This is a genomic window from Thermoanaerobacter sp. CM-CNRG TB177 (assembly GCF_018588165.1).
Taxonomy (GTDB): domain Bacteria; phylum Bacillota; class Thermoanaerobacteria; order Thermoanaerobacterales; family Thermoanaerobacteraceae; genus Thermoanaerobacter; species Thermoanaerobacter thermocopriae.
Map to the genome: position 1 here is coordinate 122,765 of NZ_JAFCAC010000071.1, position 21,118 is coordinate 143,882.

At 33.2% G+C, this 21,118-nt stretch carries 19 protein-coding genes and 1 pseudogene; all 20 read right to left on the reverse strand.

What is annotated here, in order from left to right; genetic code table 11:
* Nucleotides 1-29: 29 nt before the first annotated feature.
* Complete coding sequence (gene dapG, locus I4N53_RS09075) at nucleotides 30-1,226, reverse strand: aspartate kinase (RefSeq protein ID WP_012995233.1); 1,197 nt, start codon at nucleotides 1,224-1,226, stop codon at nucleotides 30-32.
* A gap of 87 nt (nucleotides 1,227-1,313) precedes the next feature.
* The gene (locus tag I4N53_RS09080; protein ID WP_012995234.1) at nucleotides 1,314-1,565 is read right to left on the reverse strand and encodes a YlmC/YmxH family sporulation protein; all 252 of its coding nucleotides are present in this window, start codon (nucleotides 1,563-1,565) and stop codon (nucleotides 1,314-1,316) included.
* 11 nt (nucleotides 1,566-1,576) lie between these two features.
* Nucleotides 1,577-2,023: a dUTP diphosphatase gene (gene dut / locus I4N53_RS09085; protein WP_214496077.1), complete on the reverse strand. Its 447-nt coding sequence runs from the start codon at nucleotides 2,021-2,023 to the stop codon at nucleotides 1,577-1,579.
* Entirely contained in the window at nucleotides 2,007-3,263 is a 1,257-nt protein-coding gene (locus I4N53_RS09090; protein ID WP_214496078.1) for a pitrilysin family protein, read from the reverse strand. Before I4N53_RS09090 ends, dut begins: the two co-directional genes overlap by 17 nt.
* A gap of 40 nt (nucleotides 3,264-3,303) precedes the next feature.
* The gene (locus tag I4N53_RS09095; RefSeq protein WP_214496079.1) at nucleotides 3,304-4,020 is read right to left on the reverse strand and encodes a polysaccharide deacetylase family protein; all 717 of its coding nucleotides are present in this window, start codon (nucleotides 4,018-4,020) and stop codon (nucleotides 3,304-3,306) included.
* A gap of 103 nt (nucleotides 4,021-4,123) precedes the next feature.
* Nucleotides 4,124-6,226: a polyribonucleotide nucleotidyltransferase gene (locus tag I4N53_RS09100; protein ID WP_013150324.1), complete on the reverse strand. Its 2,103-nt coding sequence runs from the start codon at nucleotides 6,224-6,226 to the stop codon at nucleotides 4,124-4,126.
* Between the two features lie 53 nt (nucleotides 6,227-6,279).
* Complete coding sequence (gene rpsO / locus I4N53_RS09105) at nucleotides 6,280-6,546, reverse strand: 30S ribosomal protein S15 (protein ID WP_012995240.1); 267 nt, start codon at nucleotides 6,544-6,546, stop codon at nucleotides 6,280-6,282.
* An 88-nt stretch (nucleotides 6,547-6,634) separates the two neighbouring features.
* Entirely contained in the window at nucleotides 6,635-7,585 is a 951-nt protein-coding gene (locus tag I4N53_RS09110; RefSeq protein WP_214496080.1) for a bifunctional riboflavin kinase/FAD synthetase, read from the reverse strand.
* 15 nt (nucleotides 7,586-7,600) lie between these two features.
* Complete coding sequence (truB, locus tag I4N53_RS09115; protein WP_012995242.1) at nucleotides 7,601-8,452, reverse strand: tRNA pseudouridine(55) synthase TruB; 852 nt, start codon at nucleotides 8,450-8,452, stop codon at nucleotides 7,601-7,603.
* Nucleotides 8,453-8,455: 3 nt separating this feature from the next.
* Entirely contained in the window at nucleotides 8,456-9,409 is a 954-nt protein-coding gene (locus I4N53_RS09120; protein WP_214496081.1) for a bifunctional oligoribonuclease/PAP phosphatase NrnA, read from the reverse strand.
* A complete protein-coding gene (gene rbfA / locus I4N53_RS09125; protein ID WP_012269355.1) occupies nucleotides 9,406-9,765 on the reverse strand; it encodes a 30S ribosome-binding factor RbfA in 360 nt (119 codons plus the stop codon). The genes I4N53_RS09120 and rbfA overlap by 4 nt, the downstream gene beginning before the upstream one ends.
* A gap of 14 nt (nucleotides 9,766-9,779) precedes the next feature.
* A complete protein-coding gene (gene infB, locus I4N53_RS09130) occupies nucleotides 9,780-11,870 on the reverse strand; it encodes a translation initiation factor IF-2 (RefSeq protein WP_304650859.1) in 2,091 nt (696 codons plus the stop codon).
* A complete protein-coding gene (locus I4N53_RS09135) occupies nucleotides 11,857-12,180 on the reverse strand; it encodes a ribosomal L7Ae/L30e/S12e/Gadd45 family protein (RefSeq protein WP_012995245.1) in 324 nt (107 codons plus the stop codon). Before I4N53_RS09135 ends, infB begins: the two co-directional genes overlap by 14 nt.
* Nucleotides 12,170-12,442, reverse strand: a complete 273-nt coding sequence (gene rnpM, locus I4N53_RS09140; RefSeq protein WP_012995246.1) for an RNase P modulator RnpM — start codon at nucleotides 12,440-12,442, stop codon at nucleotides 12,170-12,172. The genes I4N53_RS09135 and rnpM overlap by 11 nt, the downstream gene beginning before the upstream one ends.
* Before the next feature lie 13 nt (nucleotides 12,443-12,455).
* Entirely contained in the window at nucleotides 12,456-13,496 is a 1,041-nt protein-coding gene (nusA, locus tag I4N53_RS09145; protein WP_214496082.1) for a transcription termination factor NusA, read from the reverse strand.
* A 21-nt stretch (nucleotides 13,497-13,517) separates the two neighbouring features.
* Nucleotides 13,518-13,973, reverse strand: coding sequence for a ribosome maturation factor RimP (gene rimP / locus I4N53_RS09150; RefSeq protein WP_012995248.1), 456 nt, complete (start codon nucleotides 13,971-13,973; stop codon nucleotides 13,518-13,520).
* Between the two features lie 137 nt (nucleotides 13,974-14,110).
* Nucleotides 14,111-18,334, reverse strand: a complete 4,224-nt coding sequence (locus tag I4N53_RS09155) for a PolC-type DNA polymerase III (RefSeq protein WP_214496083.1) — start codon at nucleotides 18,332-18,334, stop codon at nucleotides 14,111-14,113.
* 13 nt (nucleotides 18,335-18,347) lie between these two features.
* Nucleotides 18,348-18,968 carry a glycosyltransferase family 2 protein gene (locus I4N53_RS09160; protein WP_214496084.1) on the reverse strand — a complete coding sequence of 207 codons (621 nt, stop codon included), beginning with the start codon at nucleotides 18,966-18,968 and terminating at the stop codon, nucleotides 18,348-18,350.
* Nucleotides 18,968-20,029: a flavodoxin-dependent (E)-4-hydroxy-3-methylbut-2-enyl-diphosphate synthase gene (ispG, locus tag I4N53_RS09165; protein WP_013150326.1), complete on the reverse strand. Its 1,062-nt coding sequence runs from the start codon at nucleotides 20,027-20,029 to the stop codon at nucleotides 18,968-18,970. Before ispG ends, I4N53_RS09160 begins: the two co-directional genes overlap by 1 nt.
* 12 nt (nucleotides 20,030-20,041) lie before the next feature.
* Nucleotides 20,042-20,720 (reverse strand): annotated as a pseudogene (locus I4N53_RS12555) (site-2 protease family protein); the annotation flags it as partial.
* Between the last annotated feature and the right edge of the window lie 398 nt (nucleotides 20,721-21,118).

Below are 21,118 nucleotides of genomic sequence, written 5' to 3' on the forward strand. Positions count from 1 at the left end.
AAGCGCAATAGTATGCGCTTTCAAGTCTTTTAAAGATTAAATTCCTCATGTAGTACTCTTACTGCTTCTTCAGCTTTATCTTGACTTACAAGACAAGAAATAGTATTATGAGAGTCAGCTGTTTGATAAATTTCTATATTATGCCTTGATAATGCCTTAATTACCCTTGCCATTACTCCTGGTACGCCCCTTATTCTGTTACCAATTATAGAGACTTTCGAGCAATCAGTTCTGTAAGAATATTTTATGTTATTTTCTTCAAGGAGCTTTTGTAACTTTTTAAAATCCCCTTCTGATATTGTAAACACTTGTTTTTCAGGAAAAATATTGATAAGGTCAATGCTTATTTTTTCTTCTGCAATCTTTTCAAATAGATTTTGTGTATTTGCATTATTTTCTATTACGATTTGGACCCTGTGGTCCATATTAGCAATTCCAGTGACTAATTTGTCTATATCGTAAATATTGTCGTAAGCTTCATTATATTGAGTTATAATAGTGCCTGGACTGTCTGACATAGTATTTTTTATAACAAGTGGTATATTACCTATCATTGCTATTTCTACGGCTCTAGGATGTACCACTTTTGCTCCTTGCTCTGCAAATTGGAATACTTCGTTATAACTTATTTTTTCTAAAATATGAGCTTTTGAAACAATACGAGGATCTGCTGTCATTATCCCATCTACATCTGTATATATTTCTACTGCAGAAGCTTTTAAAGCTACACCTAAAATAGCAGCAGTTGTATCACTGCCTCCTCGCCCTAATGTAGTCAAATCCCCTTTTTCTGTCATTCCTTGAAAACCTGCCACGATAGGAATAATTCCCTCTTTTAAACTTTCTAATAGCCTTGTTGGTTCTACTTTTATAATTTCCGCATTGCCAAAATTATCATCCGTTATAATGCCTGCTTGTCCTCCGGTAAATGCTTTTGCTTTATATCCTTTTTTTAATAGAGTCGCAGCAAAAGTCACACTAGAGATTATTTCGCCGCAATTCATCAATAAATCTAATTCCCGCTTTGAAATATTGTTATCTATTGACTTAACCATGTTTATTAAAGTGTCTGTGGCATAAGGATCTCCCTTCCTTCCCATTGCGGAAACTACTACTACAACGTTAAAACCGTTTTTTATTGCCTCAATTACTTTTGAGGCAGCCTTCTCTCTCCTCTGAGGTGTTGATACAGAAGTTCCACCAAATTTTTGTACCAATATTCTCACGTTCTCATCCTTTCCTTTTGAAGGTATCTGAGTTGAGACATTTTATATTATTATACTTCATTAAAGTGATAAAGAAAAGTAATATTTTCAATAAAACCTCCTTTTCTTTTCTTCAAACTCCACAATAAGCATATCATCACCAATTTTTCTTATAGAGTCCCAACTTATTTCAATATAATTGGTCTTTCCCCTAAATAACCCCCCTGATTCATATACTATTATTGAATGAATCCTTCCTGTTTCTTCATCAATAACTAAATCTGAATCTTCTACTAATCCCCATCTTCTTCCATCCGTTAAATTTACAATTTCTTTATTTCCAAATTCGCTTAACCTCATAGAACCCCTCCTTATATACCGGTATGACCAAATCCTCCCTCATCTCTTTTTGTTTCTGAAAGGATTTCTGTCTCTACTATTGTTGGTCTTACTATTTGATTGATTACCATTTGAGCAATTCTTTGTCCCCTTGCGATTTTGACTGCTTCTTTTCCTAAATTGATGACTATTAATTTTATTTCTCCTCTGTAATCAGAATCAATTGTGCCAGGAGTATTTAAAAGGGTTATTCCATAGTTTAAAGCTAGGCCACTTCTTGGCCTTATTTGGGCCTCAAAATTTGGAGGAAGTTCAATTTGTATACCTGTTGGAATTAGTTTTATTTCACCTGGCTGTAATATGACTTCCTCTTTAACATTAGCATATAAATCCATCCCAGCGGCTCCTTCACTCATATAAGCAGGCAAAGGTAAGTCTTTAGCATCATCAGTTTTTTTAATCTTAAGTATTATTGACATTTTCTAACCACCCTTTATCTCTTTTGTTTAATTTTCCAACCACGGCTATGCTCATGTCAGCAGGATTTATAATTTTTTTAGCTAAGTCATTTATTTCCTCGTAAGTCAAGTTATCGATTGTCTGAAGTATTTCCTCTACAGTATACACTTTGTTAAATAAAAGCATGGATTTTCCTATTGTGCTCATTCTACTGCTTATACTGTCTAAATCCATTAATACGTTTATGCGAAGTTGTTCTTTAAATTTATCAATCTCTTCTTTTGCTAAGCCTTTTGAATGCACTTCTTCCATTTCTTTTAAAATTAAGTCATATACCTTCTTAAAATTATTAGCGTTCATACTAGCAAAAATAGAAAAAACCCCAGCATGGTGATAGGTAGAAGGATAAGAATAAATCGAGTAAACCAATCCCTTATCTTCTCTTATTTTTTGAAATAGTCTTGAACTCATTCCTCCACCAAAAGCATTATTAATGATAGCTAAAGCATATACTTTCCTTAAGTCGTAAGTTATCCCAGGCAAACCAATACATAAATTTACCTGTTCAAAATCTTTTTCATAAAAAGCTTTGTTTTTATGCCAAATTGGAGAAGTTAATTGAGAAATAACATTAGTTTTTTGAATTTTTGATAAATATTTTTGCAGTATTTCATAGATATCATCGCCAAAATTTCCAGCTATCGAGATGACTATGTTATCTTTGTTATAATGGGAATTATAATAATCTACAATCTGTCCTTTGTTTAGCTTCTTAACAGTAGAAAAAGTACCAAGCACAGGAAAAGACAAGGGATGTCCGTTCCATATTGTTTTTGCTAAAAGGTTGTAAGCTACGTCTTCAGGAGAATCTAATTCTGTCAATATTTCTTCAAAGATGACTTGCTTTTCCTTTTCTATGTCTTCTTCTTTAAAGGCAGGGTTAAATACCATATCAAAAAGTATATCAAGACCTTGTTTTACGTGAGTATTTAAGACTTTTATATAAAAACAGATACTTTCTTTTTCAGTAAAGCCGTTTAACTGTCCACCAATACTATCCATTTCTTCCGCAATTTGCTTCGCACTTCTTAGCTTAGAACCTTTAAAAACCATGTGTTCTATAAAATGAGATATTCCGTTTATAGCTTTATGTTCGTACATAGAACCTGCTTTAATCCATATCCCTATGTATACAGAATATGCGTGAGGAATTTTACAAGTTACAACTTTTACTCCTTCAATAATCTTTTGTTCGTACATTTTATCCTCCTTTGCAAATTTAATTATTATTATAGCAAATTTAATTGTTATCTACAATTACTTCCGATACTTTAGTTATTTTATAACCTTTTTCTTTAAGCTGGTTTATTATCTGAGGTAATGCTTCCACAGTATTTTTAGTAGGGTGCATTAACACAATAGCGCCGTTGTGATATTTAGTCATAACTCTATCTACAATTGTCTGAGGACTTGGATTATTCCAATCTATAGTATCCAAACTCCAGAGAATGACTTTATATCCTAATTGTTCTGCTACTTTTACAACTTCATCATTGAAATCCCCATACGGTGGCGCAAAAAGAATAGGCTTTATTCCTGTAATTTTTTCTAAAATTTCACTGCTTTTTTTTATATCTTCTTCATATTGTTGTCTACTTAAATTTGTGTATTTCACATGCGTATATCCATGGCTTCCAATCTCATGGCCTTTTTGATAAATATCTTTTACAACATCAGGATTTTTTTCTGCCCATTTTCCTTCAAAAAAAAATGTGATATGGACATTGTTATCTTTAAAAATATCTAACATTTTTGGTATGTACTCATCTCCCCATGCTACGTTGCAAGCAAAAGCAATCTTTTTTTCTTTTGTATCTCCTTTATAAATTGGTTCATCTACGTTAAAGACAGAAACACTCCGTGTAATTATGTAAATTAAAAAGAGGAGCAACAATATTGCTATGGAAAGAATAATCCAAAAGCTTTTTTTAGGATATTTTATATAAAATATTTTCATTATAACACCACCCGTTGATATTCTCACTTTAATTTTATTCAAACAGGCAGCGAATATATTACTAAAAAATAAAAAACATAAACCGTTGGGGCGGTTTATGCCTTTACTTTCTTTTCTCTTCCTCTTCATCAGGTAACGCATCTTTCCTTGAAAGGCTTATCCTACCTTGTTTATCAATATCAGTAACTTTTACCAATATGTCATCTCCAACCTTAACTACATCTTCTACCTTTTGGACGCGCTTTTTAGAAAGCTTAGAAATGTGGACAAGGCCTTCTTTGCCAGGTGCGATTTCTACAAACGCTCCGAAAGGTGTTATTCTAAGCACTTTTCCTAAATAAATTTCTCCTACTGTTATATCTTTTGTTATAGCCTCAATCATTTGCTTAGCTCTTTCACCCGATTTTAAATCAGAAGCAGTAATGTATAATCTACCGTCTTCTTCTATATCAATTTTCACTCCAGTTTCTGCAATAATTTTACTTATGGTTTTGCCAGCAGGTCCGATTATATCCCTAATTTTTTCGGGGTCAACTACCATTCTTATAACACGAGGTGCATATATGGATAACTCTTTTCTCGGCTCTTTTATAACTTCTAACATTTTGCTAAGGATGTATAACCTACCCTTTCGAGCTTTTTCTAAAGCCATTTTTAAAATTTCTTTGTCAATTCCAGGAATTTTTATATCCATTTGTATCGCTGTGATTCCTTTTTCTGTACCTGCTACTTTGAAGTCCATATCCCCTAAAAAGTCTTCAATCCCTTGTATATCAGTGAGTACAGAAACTACATCTCCTTCTTTGATAAGCCCCATAGCCACTCCTGCAACTGGAGCTTTTATTGGAACTCCCGCATCCATTAAAGCTAAAGTACTGCCACAAACACTAGCTTGAGAAGTAGAACCATTAGAACTTAAAACTTCTGACACTAATCTTATGGTGTAAGGAAATTCCTCTTCAGAAGGAATTACCGGTTCTAAAGCTCTTTCTGCTAAAGCTCCATGACCAATCTCCCTTCTACCGGGGCCTCTTAAAGGTCTTACTTCTCCAACACTGTAGGGTGGGAAATTGTAATGATGCATATATCTTTTTGCTTCTTCATCTCCTATGCCGTCTAAAATTTGAATGTCTCCTAAAGCACCTAAGGTTGCTACTGTCAATACTTGAGTTTGCCCTCTTGTGAAAATTGCAGAACCATGAGTTCTGGGTAACACTCCTACTTCACACCATATTGGCCTTATGTCGTCAAGACCTCTACCATCTACTCTTATTTTTTCTTCTGTTATCATTTTTCGCATTTGTTCTTTCATTATATTGTAAAGTACTTCATCTATATCAGCGAGATTGTCGGGATATTCTTCTTTAAAGTACTCTAAAACCTCTTGTTCAACTTTATCTAAGTTATCGTTCCTCTCTTTCTTTTCAGGTGTTCTTAGCGCTTCGTATATTTTTTGTGTAGCATATGCTCTTACTTTTTCTTCTAGTTCTTTGTCTATTTCATGTAAAATCACTTCGCTTTTCGGAACCCCTACTTCTTTAACTATTTCCTCTATAAACTCTACAATTTGTTTGATGTATTCGTGAGCATACATAATAGCTTCTAGCATGGTTTCCTCAGGTACTTCTTTTGCTCCTGCTTCCACCATTACAATAGCATCTTTTGTTCCTGAAACTACTAAATGCATTAAGCTTTTTTCTCTTTGATCATGGTTAGGATTAATTACAAACTGTCCATCCACCAATCCTACTGCCACCGCACCTGTTGGACCATTAAAGGGAATATCAGAAATTGAAAGAGCAACCGAAGAACCGATCATCGCGACTATTTCTGGTTGTACATCAGGGTCAACAGACAATATTGTAGCTATAATTTGTACGTCATTTCGATAACCATGTGGAAATAAAGGTCTAATGGGTCTATCAATTAATCGAGCAGAGAGAATTGCCTTTTCACTAGGTTTCCCTTCTCTTTTTATAAAACCCCCAGGAATTTTACCGACAGAGTACAATCTTTCTTCGTACTCAACGGTTAAAGGAAAAAAGTCAATCCCTTCTCGGGGTTCTTTTGAAGCACAGGCAGTAACTAAAACGACGGTATCACCATATTTCACCCAAGCTGCTCCATTTGCTTGCTGAGCTACTTTTCCTGTCTGAACTATCAGCTTTCTCCCTGCTAGTTCCATTTCGAAAGTTCGTTCTTCCATGTTATCTCCTCCTTTCGTAAAATTTTATAGAAAATAGAGCGAGGTATCTCGCTCTATTTTCTTAAATCTAATTTTTCAATAATGGCACGATACCTTTCCATATCTGTTTTCATTAAATAATTTAACAATGCCCTTCTTTGCCCAACCATTTTAAGAAGACCTCTTCTTGAATGATGGTCTTTTTTATGAACTTGCAAATGAGCATTTAAGTTATTTATTCTCTCGGTTAAAAGGGCAATTTGAACTTCTGGAGAACCTGTGTCAGTATCATGGCGTTTAAACTTATTGATTATTTCAGCTTTTTTCTCTTTGTCTAGCACTTTTTTCACCTCCATCTTTTAGAATACGCCTTACGCGTAGAATACCGCCGGAGATACGGTATTCTACGCGTAAGGTAAATTCGCTATTTTATTTTATCACATAATGTTTCTGTTGTAAAATATTTTTAAAGTTTTTAGCATAATTAATATCTTTAAAAACTTGTTCTTTTAAAGCTTCTACATTTTTAAATTTAATTTCATCTCTTATTCTTGTTATAAATTCAACTTCTAAATATTTATCATATAAATTTTCATTGTAATCTAAAATGTAAGATTCGACAGAAATGTTTTTGCCACCAAAAGTAGGCTTCGAACCAACATTTGTGACAGCTATATAAAATTTGTCGTCTATTTTTACTCGCGTCACATATACTCCTGCTTTTGGCAAAACCAAATCCCCTGATATTTGCAGATTAGCGGTAGGAAAACCTAATTTTCGCCCAATTTCTTGTCCATGGATCACTTCTCCTTGCAAAGAGAAAAAACGTCCTAATAACTCATTGGCTTTCTCAATTTTACCAGATTTTATTAATTCCCTTATATAGCTGCTGCTTACTACAACACCTTCCCTTATAACTGGTGGGACAACATAAACTTTATATGAATATATTTTGGAATATTTTTTTAATGTATCTACACTCCCTAAAGCTTTGTAACCAAATCTATAATTATATCCTGCCACTGCTATTCTAATGTTTAATAGCTCCACTAAAATTTTTATTATAAATTCTTCAGCGGTTAATTTAGAAAAATTTTCAGTAAAGTCAAAGAATATCCCATAATCAAGGTTAAATTGCTTTAAAATTTCTACCTTTTTTTGATAAGTAGTTATAAGCTCTGATGGCTTGTCAGGGGTTAAAATTTTTGAAGTATGCTGCTTAAATGTGAAAACAGCACTTGTTAAGTTGTTTTTTTTAGAAAGAGATATCGCCTGTTTAATTAATTTCTGGTGACCTATATGAACCCCATCGAAATTGCCTAAAGCAATTACCTTGGCCTCTTTGCATCTTGATGCACTGCTCTCATCAATAATCTGCAAATTACCATTTCCCCCTCAAAGAAGTCTTTTGGGACGGATTTTATTTCTTTCCGAAACTCCAATACCGAGAAACTTGCCATTATTATCATATAATTTCAAAAATGAAGTTTCAATAGAATGTCTATTCGAAATAAATTGACCTTTTAAAATTTTTTCAGCTTCTATTTTGTTTAAGTGTACAGAAGGTAATTTAATAAACTTATCTATTGGCTGTAATGAAGGCTTTTTTTCTTTTATTTCTTCAAGAGTATAAGCATCTTCTATCCTAAAAGCACCAACCTCTGTTCTTATCAACATAGACATATATCCCGGCATGTTTAATTTTTCGCATATATCTCTTACTAAAGCTCTCACATAGGTGCCTTTAGAACATTTCACATCTATCAAAACTTGATAAGGTGACTCATACTCAACTAAGTCAATATTGTATATAGTAACTTCAATAGGTGGGATATCAATTATCTTTCCTTCTCTCGCATATTCATATAATTTTTTTCCTTTTATTTTTTTTGCAGAATATATTGGAGGAATTTGCTTTATCTTTCCTTCAAATTCCCTTAAGACTTGCCTTAATTCTTTCTCCTTTAAAAATCTTACAGGTCCGCTTTTTATAATTTTGCCACTTTTATCTAAAGTATCTGTACTAAACCCAAAAGTTATTTCAAATCTATATCTTTTATCTTGTTCTACCAGGTAAGAGACAAATTTAGTAGCGCCTCCTACGCAGACAGGTAGTACTCCTGCTGCATCTGGGTCTAAAGTTCCTGTATGTCCAACTTTTCGTGTGTTGTAGATTTTTCTGATAAAATCTACAACATCGTGAGAAGTCATACCAGGTGGCTTTAAAATGTTGAGTATTCCCTCCAATTTTTATCCCTCTAATTCTTTGAATATTGCCTGTAAAATTTTTTCTTTGGCTTTTTGAATATTTCCTTTGATGCTACATCCAGCAGCCCTAACATGGCCTCCACCACCAAAAATATTTGCAATTTTATTTACATCTACCTTTTCTTTTGACCTTAAACTAATCTTTATCTCTTCTTCTTTTTCAACTAAAAGTACTGCTACTTCTACCCCTTCAATATTTCTAGCATAGGTGATAATATTTTCTATGTGCGAAAGATTAGTGTCAGTTTCTTCAAAATCCTTTTTTAAAATTTCCATATAAGCAACTTTTCCCTCTTTATATAAGGCTAGGCTATTTAAAGCCCTTCCCAAAAGTTTTGCTTTGTTAAATTTGAGAGTTTTAAAAACTTTATCTGCTATTTCTTTAAATTTAGCGCCATTGTTTATTAAGTCCCCGGCTATTTGATGAGTTATAGAAGTAGTTGATTCGTACATAAATCCACCACTATCTGTCAAAATTGCTGTATAAAAGCATGTTGCTATTTCTTCATCAAATTCTACTCCTAACAATTTAACAATTTGATAGGCTATTTCTGCTGTCGCAGCTGCGTTAGTATCTACATAATTCAATTTGGCATATAAAGTATTTGAAATGTGATGGTCAATATTAATAGTTACAGCAGAAGTTTTTAAAAGTTCTTTGGCACTGCCCAATCTTTCTTCGTCAGCACAGTCAAAAATCAAGACTACGTCTGCCTCTTTATAAAATGGTCTTGTTATTTTATCTATACTAGGAACAAAATTGTACATTTCAGGAATTTCATCATCTATGAATGCCTCTACTTCTTTTCCCATTTTTTTTAAAACTTTATACATTCCTGTAACAGTACCTATAGCATCTCCATCAGGTGCTATGTGAGATATTACAATTACACTTTTAGCGTCTTTTATGTGATTTACTGCGTCAATTAATATCAATTACCATCACCCTCTTGCTTATTGAGTTCTTTTAATATTTCAGAAATATGAGCCCCATATTCTATAGAGTGATCTAACTCAAAGATGATTTCAGGAGTATATCTCATTTTTATTCTCCGTCCAATTTCGTGTCTGATATATCCAGCTGCACTTTTCAGCCCTTCAAAAGTTTCACGTTTATCTTCTTCATTTCCGTAAATACTTACATAAACTTTAGCATATCTCAAGTCTTTAGTAAGTTCTATATCAGTTATACTAACCATTGCTTTAATTCTTGGGTCTTTAATTTCTTCTAAAATCATTTTACTTATCTCTTTTTTTATTTCTTCTGAAAGTCGATTATTCCTGTACTGCAATTGTATTCATCCTTTCAACGAGGAATTTCTTCCATTTGATAAGCCTCTATTATGTCACCCTCTTTTATGTCGTTGAATTTCTCTATACCTATACCGCATTCAAATCCTTGTTGTACTTCTCTCACATCATCTTTAAATCTCTTTAAAGAAGCAATTTTACCCTCATAGACTACAATACCATTTCTTATTATACGTACATCGGCATTTCTTAAAATTTTACCACTTAACACATAACAGCCAGCTACATTTCCTACACCAGGTACCCTAAAAACAGCCCTAACTTCAGCTCTTCCTAACTCTACTTCTTTATATTTTGGCTCTAACAGACCTTTCATAGCTGCTTTAATATCTTCAATAGCCTCATATATAATTCGATAAAGCTTTATATCTACCTTTTCTTTTTCTGCGAGATTTTTAGCGTTAGTTTCTGGTCTTACATTGAAACCTATTATTATGGCATTAGAAGCTGATGCAAGCATAACATCCGTTTCTGTTATTGCGCCTACTGCTCCGTGAATTACCTTTATTCTAACTTCTTCGTTGCTTAAGTCTTCAATGGATTTCTTTAATGCTTCTACTGAACCTTGAACATCAGCTTTTATGATAATATTTAATTCTTTTACGCTACCTTCCTGTATTTGACTAAATAAGTCCTCTAGTGAAACTTTTTGCTTTCGTTTAAGTTCCATTTCTTTTTGAAGTTCTTTACGTCTTTCTGCCAATTCTCTTGCTTTTTTTTCTTCCTCTACTACTATGAGCTTATCTCCGGCTTCTGGTACTTCAGAAAAGCCCAAAACCTCCACTGGCGTAGAAGGCCCGGCTTTTTTAATTCTTTTCCCCTTGTCATCAAACATTGCCCTTACTCTTCCATAGGTGGTACCCGCTAAAATAGCATCTCCTATTTGTAAAGTACCATTTTGTACAATTACGGTTGCAACAGGACCTTTTCCTTTTTCTAACTTCGCTTCTATTATAGTACCTCTTGCTGGCTTATTCGGATTAGCTTTTAAATCTTCCATTTCAGCCACCAGCAAAATCATTTCTAAAAGATTATCTATACCTATATTTTTCTTTGCAGAAACAGGTACACAAATTGTATTTCCTCCCCATTCTTCTGGCACTAACCCTAGCTCACTTAGCTCTGTCTTTACCTTATCAGGATTTGCAGTCGGCAAATCTATTTTGTTTATAGCTACAATCATAGGTGCATTGGCAGCTTTCACGTGGTTTATTGCTTCTACTGTTTGAGGCATAACACCATCATCTGCAGCTACGACTAAAACGACAATATCTGTAATGCTGGCTCCTCTTGCTCTCATAGCAGTAAAAGCTTCATGGCCAGGCGTATCTAAAAACACAATTTTTTTGTTATTTACCTCAACTACAGAGGCACCTATATGCTGTGTGATTCCTCCCATTTCTTTCATAGTGACATTTGTATTTCTAATGGCATCTAATAAAGAAGTTTTACCATGGTCCACATGGCCCATTACAGTAACAATAGGTGGACGAGGTTGCAAATCTTTTTCATCATCAGGCGCTTCTTCTAACAACAATTCTAATTCATCTTTTACTTCTTCTTTATCCACCAAAAATCCATATTCTTCAGCAATTTTAGATGCATTTTCAAAATCAATCTGTTGATTTACTGTAACCATTATTCCTTTTGCAATTAACTTTTTAATTATCTCTGTAGGATTGACTTTCATTTTTTCTGCTAACTCTTTTACAGTCAAAAACTCGGGAATAGTGATTATTTTAATTTCGTCCTCTTGTTTTTCCTCTGTTAAAATCACTTTTTTGTTATTCTTCTTATTTTTCTTACCACCTTTTTTGAAACTCTTTTTGTAAGCTCTCTCTTCTTCCAAATCCTCTAAATTATCTTCAAATATATCTTCTTCCTGTTGATTTATTTCATCCGTTTGTTGTGGTTTGTCACTTAGTAAATCCATGATTAAGTCTACTTCTTCATCTTCCAACGTACTCATGTGGTTTTTAACTTTTATATCCAAATCGTTTAATCTGGATATAAGGTCTTTACTAGATAAATTCAATTCTTTTGCTAATTCATAAACTCTTGTTTTAGACATTTTATTCACCTCCATAATTTTCCTCCTTTGCAGCATCTAGTAATACTTTTGCTAATCCCTCGTCTGTAATGCCAATTACCCCGACTATTTCTCTTCCTATCGCTTTTGCCAATAGCTCTTTTGTGGAATATACAATATAGGGGACTTTATTTCGTTCACACATTGTAGCAAACTTTTTAAAAGTATTCTTTGACACGTCAGTGGCCAATACCACTAAAAAGATTTTTTTAAGTTTGAGGTACTTATCCACACTATAATTGCCAGAGACAAGTTTACCGGCTTTTTTACTTAATCCGAGCATAGAATGAAATCTGTCATTCTTCATCCACTATCTCCCTCTTTAATTGTTCGTAAATTTCATCAGAAATTGGTACTTCTAGAGCTTTTTCTAATCTTCTATTTTTAAAAGCTTTTTCAAGACAATTTATATCTTTGCAAATATAGCAACCTCTTCCCGGTACTTTTCCTGTTAAATCTACCTGTACAATTGAATCTTTTGCTCGTCTTACAATGCGTATTAATTCCTTTTTCGGTTTCATCTGCTGACAGCCTAAGCACATTCTCATTGGAACCTTTTTGGTCTTCATCTTTTCACCTCACCTAACTTTTTACCATTGATTCACTTTTTATGTCTATTTTCCAACCTGTGAGCTTTGCCGCCAGCCTAGCATTTTGTCCTTCTTTTCCAATTGCTAAAGAGAGTTGGTAATCAGGCACAATTACTCTTGCTACTTTTTCTTTCTCATCTAAAATTTCTATACTTAACGCTCTTGCTGGACTTAAAGCATTTATTATGAATTCCTGAGGTTTTGAACTCCACTTGACTATATCTATTTTTTCTCCCTTTAGTTCATTGACAACAGCTTGTACTCTTGCTCCTTTATATCCAACACAAGCTCCTACAGGGTCTACATTTTCATCTCTGCTAAAAACCGCCATTTTTGTCCGTGAACCAGCTTCTCGGGCAATGCTCCGGATTTCAACTATTCCTTGTTGAATTTCAGGTGACTCCAATTCAAATAATCTTTTTACAAGTCCTGGATGTGAACGAGAAATCAAAATTTGAGGGCCTTTAGTAGTCTTTTTTACTTCTACAATATACACTTTAACTCTGTCACCTGGTGCAAAAGTCTCCCCTGGAATTTGTTCTGCTGGGCCTAGTATTGCTTCCACTCGGCCTAAATTAATGAGTACATTTTTTTTATCTGCTCGGGTTACAATCCCTGTTATTACTTCTGTTTCTTTGCTCAAAAATTCTTCATAACTCACATTTCTTTCTGCTTCTCTAATCCGTTGAATCACAACTTGTTTTGCGGTTTGCGCTGCAATCCTGCCAAAATTTTTTGGCGTTACTTCTATATCAACTATATCTCCTATTTGATATTTTTTGTTTATTTTTCTCGCTTCTTCTAAACTTATTTCTAAGAGGTCATTGTAGACCTCTTCCACCACTGTTTTTTGTGCATAAACTTTTACATCACCTGTTTCTCTATCCATCACAATTTTAGCATTTTGCGAAGACCCATAATTCTTTTTATAAGCAGAAACTAAGGCAGCTTCTATCGCTTCAAACATTGTATCTTTTGGTATTCCTTTTTCTTCACAGATCGAATTTAAAGCTTCTATGAATTCTGTGTTCATTATTATTTCCCCTCCTTAATTTTAAAACTTTATTACTGGTTTAACAAGACTTACATTCTTCATATCAAATTCCTTTCTTTCACCGTTATAGAGAATAATTATTTTATCTCCAGTAAACTCTATAAGTTCCCCTTCAAACTTTTTCCTTTTATCAATAGGAGAATATAGGGATATTTCTATTTCTTTTCCGATATTTCTTTCAAAATCTCGTGGTTTTTTAAGAGGTCTATCCAAACCTGGAGAAGATACTTCTAAAATATAGCTATGTTCTATTGGATCTACTTCATCTAATCTATCGCTTAAATATTCACTAACCAATTGACAATCATCTAAAGTAATCCCCCCTTCTTTATCTATATAAACTCTCAAATACCAGTTATTCCCTTCCTTTTTGTATTCTACATCTACTAACTCAAAATTATTTTTTTCTAAAATAGGCGTTACTAAGTCCTTTGCAATTTGTTCTATCTTGGACATATCCTATTCTCCTCCTAAAATTTTCTATTTTTGTTATATAAACTTATATAAACTAAAGAGTGGGGAACCCCACTCTTTTTTGCAAAAACTCTATGTTGACATAACAATTATAACATACACCTTTTGCCAACGCAACACTAAAATAAACTTAATTGATTAGATTCTGGCAAATCATTTAAGCAGCCATGTTGTTTTAATATTTCTATAACCGTTTTACTGACCTTTGTCCTGTTTCTAAAATCTTCAACAGATAGAAATTTGCCATTTTCTCTTTCTTGCGCAATTGTTTTGGCTGCTTGTATTCCTACTCCTTCTAACGAATTAAGAGGTGGTAGCAATCCTTCTTCAGTAATCAAAAATTTGACAGCATCAGATTTATATAAGTCTACATTTATAAACTTAAATCCTCTTAAGTACATCTCTAAAGCTACTTCTAATACTGTTAAAAGGCTTTTTTCTTTAGGACTAGCATTATTTCCTTTCGCTTCTATCTCTTTTATAGCATTTTTTATGCTGTCTCTCCCTTTTAATACAATATCCAAATTAAAGTCATCTGCTCTAACAGTAAAGTATGTAGCATAAAAGGCTTCTGGATAATGAACTTTAAAATAAGCAATTCGAAATGCCATTATTACATATGCCACAGCATGGGCTTTAGGAAACATATATTTTATTTTTTGGCAAGACTCAATAAACCAATTTGGAACACCGTGTTTTTTCATTTCCTCTATTTCTTCTGGCGTCACACCTTTGCCCTTTCTTACATTTTCCATTATTTTGAAGGATAATTTTTTATCCATACCTTTGCTTATCAGATAAAGCATTATATCATCTCTTGTAGATATTACTTCTTTTAATGTAGCTATTCCTTCTCTTATTATGTCCTGAGCATTGTTAAGCCATACATCAGTGCCGTGAGAAAGTCCGCTTATGCGTACTAGTTCTGCAAAAGTAGTAGGACGAGTCTCAATAAGCATCTGTCTTACAAACTTCGTTCCGAACTCAGGCAATCCCAAAGTACCCACAGGAGTATTTAGTTCTTCAGGGTCTATTCCCAATGCTTCTACGCTGGTGAATAAGCTCATAGTTTTCTTATCATCCAAAGGAATCTCTCTTGCATTAACGCCGGTTAAATCTTCAAGCATTCTGATAACTGTAGGGTCATCATGCCCTAAAATATCCAGTTTTAAAAGCCTTCCGCTTATTGAATGGTAATCAAAATGAGTCGTTATAACATCAGTGTCTTCTGCATCTGCAGGATGCTGTATTGGAGTAAAGTCGTAAATGCTCTTGTCCTTTGGCACTACCATTATTCCACCTGGATGTTGTCCTGTAGTTCTTTTTACCCCTGTGCATCCCATAGTAAGCCTTTTGATTTCTGACTTATGAACTACTAAACTACGTTCTTCAAAATATTTTTTCACAAATCCATAAGCAGTTTTATCTGCTAAAGTTCCAATAGTACCTGCTCTAAAAACGTGTCCTTTTCCAAAAAGTTCTTCTGTATACTTATGAGCAATAGGTTGGTATTCTCCAGAAAAATTGAGGTCAATATCGGGTTCTTTATCTCCTTCAAACCCTAAAAACACTTCAAAGGGTATATCAAAGCCATCCTTCTTCATCAAAGTACCACAGTGAGGACAAATTTTGTCCGGCATGTCCACACCACCACCATAGCTTCCATCAGTTATAAACTCGGAATACTTACAATTTGGACAAACATAATGAGGCGGCAACGGGTTAACTTCTGTTATTCCGCTCATAGTGGCTACTAAAGAAGAGCCTACAGAACCTCTAGAACCAACCAAATAACCATCTTTTAAAGACTTAGACACTAATTTTTGAGCTATAATATACATAACTGCATATCCATTGTTAATTATAGAATTTAATTCTCTATCCAAACGATTTTGTACTATTTCTGGCAAAGGGTCACCGTATATTTCATGGGCTTTATCTAAAGTAAGCTTTCTTAATTCTTCTTCAGCCCCCTCTATCACAGGAGGGAATGTTCCATCTGGCATAGGTTTTACTTCTTCTACAAGGTCAGCAATTTTATTAGGATTATCAATTACAATCTCTTTCGCTACTTCTTCTCCTAAATATTCAAATTCTTTTAGCATCTCATCAGTTGTTTTAAAATACAAAGGCGGCTGCCTATCTGCATCCTTATATCCTTTTCCTGCCATTAAAATTTTTCTGTATATATCATCCCATGGATCTAAAAAGTGCACATCTCCTGTTGCCACTACTAATTTGTTGTATTTTTTACCTAAAAGATAAATTTTTCGATTAATTTCTCTTAATTCTTCTACGCTTTTTACTTCTCCTTTTTCAATTAAAAACTCATTATTACCAACAGGTTGTACTTCTAAGTAATCGTAAAAAGAAATAATATTCTCTAGTTTCTTTTCTTCTAAGTTAGATACAATCGCCCTAAAAACTTCCCCTTGTTCGCAAGCAGAACCAATAATAAGGCCTTCTCTCATACTAATAAGTAAACTTTTGGGAATACGAGGTGTTCTATGAAAATATTCCAAATTGGATTTAGAGATTATTTCGTATAAATTTCTCAATCCTTTTTGGTCTTTTACCAAAATCGTGACATGATAGACAGGAAGTTTCCGTATGTCAACTTCACTTTCTTTTAATATAGCATTTATATCTTTTACTTTTTCTACTCCTAATTCTTTTAACCTATCAATAGTTTTTATAAATATTTCAGCTGTAGCCATAGCATCGTCTACTGCTCTGTGGTGGTGTTCCAATTTTACTTGTAAATGCTCAGCCAGTGTGTCTAGCTTGTAATTTTTCAAGTCCTTATATAAATGTCTACTTAGTTCTAAGGTATCTAAAACTGCATTGTTTACATTTAAATTAAATTTTTTAGCTTTAGATTTTATAAAAGACACATCAAAATTTGCATTATGAGCTACTAAAACACTATTAGAAGCAAACTCCAAGAATTTAGGTAATATTTCTTCTATAGAAGGAGCATCTTTAACCATAGATTCATCAATTCCAGTAAGTTTTGTTATAAAAGAAGAAATAGGGATTTTGGGATTAACAAAGGTTTCAAAAGTATCTATTATTTTGCCTTCTTTTATTTTTACTGCACCAATTTCAATTATTTCATCATTTATATTGGAAAGACCCGTCGTCTCTATATCAAAAACAGTAAATTCATCTTCTAAAGTGGCTTCTGTATCTCCTGTTACAATAGGTACACCATCATCCACTAAATAACCTTCTACACCGTATATGACTTTTACACCGTATTTAGAAGATGCTTCCATCGCTTCAGGAAATGCCTGTACAACTGCATGGTCTGTTATAGCAATGGCTTTATGTCCCCATTTTGCTGCTCTTTTAATCACTTCTGTTGCAGAGGCTACTGCATCCATACTGCTCATTTGAGTGTGTAAGTGAAGTTCCACTCTTTTTTCTTCACTTAAATCTTTTCTTTCTTTCGGAGATATCAACTGCAGGTCTTTTAAACTTATTACTAAGTCTCCTTCATATTTGTCGTAGAAAACTTTCCCTCTTAATTTTACAAAACCGCCTACTTGAATATTTTCTTTTAAAGAATTATACTTTTCCTCAGTTAAAAAGGCTTTTACAAGTATCGATGAAGTATAATCAGTTATATCAAAAGTCATTAAAATTTTAGACTTTAATTCCTTAAATTCGAGAGAAAAGATTTCACCTTCAATTATCGCTTCTTCTGTTTCTGCAGTAATATCTTTGATAGATATTGCTTCAGCTTTTATTTCCTTTCCTAAAAGTACTTGGGAATCTTCTTTATCCTCCATTTTTTCTGTTGTTTTGCCGGTTTCTTGCTTCTGCCCGCTTTTAGTGATTTCTTCAATAACTTTTATATCTTCCTCCATTATCATTCTTTCCATTGTATCTTCAAACTCTTCTAAAAGGACTACATCTATTTCTGTTTTAAGCCCATATTCTTTCTGTAAAAATTCCTTAAGAATAAAGTCCATTTTATTGCTTTTTATAAATTCATATATTACTTCATTTGGAGCTTTAATTATTATCTTTTGATTTTCTGTTACTATATCACAGGTTTTTAAAAAACTAAGAGAAGCAGGGTATTCCTCGCTTATTTTTAAGATTATTTCCTCAAAATTGTCTATTATGTCTTGAAGACTATTAAATTTTTTCTCCTGTTCTACTACGACTTCTACTTCTTTAATTAAAGGAAATTTATTAAGCAAAAAATCCTGGAATTTTCTTATCTGAGAATTTACGTTATTATTGGAAGATACGCTTACAATTAATTTTCTATCTTTTTTTAACAGTTTTACTTTTTTTATTTCAAATTCCTGCGGAAAAGATGCTGGAATCATCAAATCCCTCTTTCTAAATCCACATTTTTAAAATATCAAAATACATTCTTAATCGCGCATAAAATCCTCTCATTAATCCCAGCTTTTCTTCTTTCATGACATGGCTCAAATTCTCAAGAGGCACATTTACCACCCTTAACTTATTCTTTTTAGCATGTCTATTTAAAGCAATCTCCACTCCGAATCTACTGATTTCCATCTCTTCAATGTTTTCTAAAAATTGCCTTTTTATTGCCCTTTGGCCTGACAAAAAAGGTGCTACCTTCTGTGCAAAATCTGTAGATTTCCTTCCACCGGAAAAAATTCCAATTGTCATATCTGCTTCATCCTTTAATACAGGAGATACGAGATTTACAAAATGTTTTTCAGTAAGTCCAATCAAATCGGCATCTAACATGACGATAATATCGCCTTTAGCATTATCTATTCCTGCTTTTAATGCTTTCCCCTTGCCTTGATTTTTCGGCAAATCTACTAGCTTTACATCGTGTTTTAAGGCTTGCTCTTTTGTATCATCCGTAGAACCATCATTTACAACTATGATTTCATCAATCATGTCTATTGTTTCTAAGACTGACAAAACTCTCCCAATATTTTTTCCTTCATTAAAAGCTGGGATTACAACAGAAATCATTAAGAATCCTCCTCGAGTAATTTTTCAATTTCTTTCGTCAATTCTTCTATTAATTCTTCTTCTTTAACTTTTTTATAAACTTTTCCTTTTTTAAAAATAACTCCTTCTCCATCTCCTCCTGCTATACCTATATCAGCTTCTTTTGCTTCCCCTGGTCCGTTTACAACACATCCCATAACAGCAACTTTTAAGGGCTTTTTAATATGCCTTGTCCTTTTTTCTACTTCTTGTGCTAATTTTATTAAGTCAATTTTTGTTCTACCGCAGGTAGGGCAGGAAATGACTTCGACTCCTTCTTTTAAAAGACCTAAAGAACGTAAAATCTGTCTCCCTACTCTCACCTCATGGACTGGATCACCCGTTAAAGAAACTCTTATTGTATCTCCTATTCCTAAATAAAGCAATGTTCCTATTCCTATAGCAGATTTTATAGTGCCAGCTTCAATAGTTCCCGCCTCTGTTATACCTACGTGTAACGGATAATCTACTTTTGAAGAAGCAAGTTTATAGGCCTCTATAGTAAGAGGTACATTTGGAGTTTTTAGCGAAATAACTATATCATAAAAGCCCAACTTTTCTAAAATTAAAACGCTTTTTAAGGCGCTTTCCACAACTGCTTCGGCAGTTATTCCCTTGTATTTATATAATATTTCTTTTTCTAAAGAGCCAGAATTTACGCCTATTCTAATAGGAACACCTCTTTCTTTTGCTATTTCTACCACTTTTTTGATATTTTCTTCTCTTCCTATGTTTCCAGGATTAATTCTTATCTTGTCTGCTCCATTTTCAATTGATTTTATAGCTAACCGATAATCAAAATGAATATCTGCTACCAAAGGAATATTTATATTTTTCTTTATTTCTTTTATTGCTTCAGCTGCTTCCATATCCGGAACAGCAACTCTTATAATATCACAGCCTTCAGCTTCTAGTCTTCTTATCTGCTCTATTGTTTTTTCAATATCGTGGGTATCCGTGTTAGTCATAGACTGAACCAAAATTGGATTATTTCCACCAATCTTTTTATTTCCTATTTTCACTTCTCGAGTAATTTTCCTCATTTTTTTCACCTTTTAAAAAATACGTAAAATATCCCTATAGGTTACAAAAATAAGCAATGCAATCAACAGTAAAAAACCCAAATAATGGATATAGCCTTCTTTTTCAGGTGGTAAGGGTTTCCCTCTTATTGCCTCTGCTAATACAAACAAAATCCTTCCGCCATCTAAAGCCGGCAAAGGCAATAGATTAAAAAGGCCTAAATTTACGCTTATTATACCAACTGCCTGTACAATGCCAACTGGACCCATAATATCATTTGCAGAAACTTTACCTGTAATCAAATAACAAGTGATAATATTATCATTTTTGAGAAATATAAGGTCTGATAAATGGAAATTTTAAAAGCGAAGTAACATAATCTTTAATATTCTGGTACTATCCCTATCATTTTATTCGAGGTTTTATTATCAAAAATAGCCTTTATTTCTTTTGTTAAAATAATATCATCTCTTTCTATTTTTAAACTGATAACTCTATTATTTAAATTTATAATTTTTTCTAATTCATTCCATTAATTTATTTTGGTATTATTAACCATAATAATTTTATCAGCAGATAAAATTCTCGCTTTTGTGCTGGATATCCGTTTATTACAGATTTTACTTGAGGTATTTGACCACCAATATTGTAAAACGCTATAAAAAGCAGAAAAAAAGCTAAAATTACATTCATAACGGGACCGACTGCAAAAAACCATTGTTCTTTGCAATATTTTTATTTTACACTAAACAAACATTAAATAGTTCTTTTAATGATTGTATAAAGGTCTATGACAGATTGAATATTGTTTTCACTAGTGAAACTTTTTAATTGTTCTTTTAGCAATAGTAACATTTTTAAAAACCTCCTTCTTGGTTTAGTTTATAATCCAATTTTTCACCAAGAAGGAGGTTTTAAACAGTCTATACATTTTTTTACAGTATCTTTATGCCACATCATAAGGTGGTAAAGGCAATGGTGTAGTTATGTAATTAGTCAATGCTTTTAAAAACCAAATCAATTGCATTTTTATCCATCCCCCTTTTCTTAAAATTATTTAGGTCTTTGCAGAATCCCAAAATCCTTATGGATTAAGGGATTCTGCTATA

What these genes read in the sequence shown, in the direction of transcription:
- I4N53_RS09080 (WP_012995234.1), bottom strand. Translation starts at nt 1,565, where the DNA reads ATGAGGTTAAGCGAATTTGGAAATAAAGAAATTGTAAATTTAACGGAT.
- dut (WP_214496077.1), bottom strand. Translation starts at nt 2,023, where the DNA reads ATGTCAATAATACTTAAGATTAAAAAAACTGATGATGCTAAAGACTTA.
- I4N53_RS09090 (WP_214496078.1), bottom strand. Translation starts at nt 3,263, where the DNA reads ATGTACGAACAAAAGATTATTGAAGGAGTAAAAGTTGTAACTTGTAAA.
- I4N53_RS09095 (WP_214496079.1), bottom strand. Translation starts at nt 4,020, where the DNA reads ATGAAAATATTTTATATAAAATATCCTAAAAAAAGCTTTTGGATTATT.
- I4N53_RS09100 (WP_013150324.1), bottom strand. Translation starts at nt 6,226, where the DNA reads ATGGAAGAACGAACTTTCGAAATGGAACTAGCAGGGAGAAAGCTGATA.
- infB (WP_304650859.1), bottom strand. Translation starts at nt 11,870, where the DNA reads ATGGAGGTGAATAAAATGTCTAAAACAAGAGTTTATGAATTAGCAAAA.
- I4N53_RS09135 (WP_012995245.1), bottom strand. Translation starts at nt 12,180, where the DNA reads ATGAAGAATGACAGATTTCATTCTATGCTCGGATTAAGTAAAAAAGCC.
- rnpM (WP_012995246.1), bottom strand. Translation starts at nt 12,442, where the DNA reads ATGAAGACCAAAAAGGTTCCAATGAGAATGTGCTTAGGCTGTCAGCAG.
- nusA (WP_214496082.1), bottom strand. Translation starts at nt 13,496, where the DNA reads ATGAACACAGAATTCATAGAAGCTTTAAATTCGATCTGTGAAGAAAAA.
- rimP (WP_012995248.1), bottom strand. Translation starts at nt 13,973, where the DNA reads ATGTCCAAGATAGAACAAATTGCAAAGGACTTAGTAACGCCTATTTTA.
- I4N53_RS09155 (WP_214496083.1), bottom strand. Translation starts at nt 18,334, where the DNA reads ATGATTCCAGCATCTTTTCCGCAGGAATTTGAAATAAAAAAAGTAAAA.
- I4N53_RS09160 (WP_214496084.1), bottom strand. Translation starts at nt 18,968, where the DNA reads ATGATTTCTGTTGTAATCCCAGCTTTTAATGAAGGAAAAAATATTGGG.
- ispG (WP_013150326.1), bottom strand. Translation starts at nt 20,029, where the DNA reads ATGAGGAAAATTACTCGAGAAGTGAAAATAGGAAATAAAAAGATTGGT.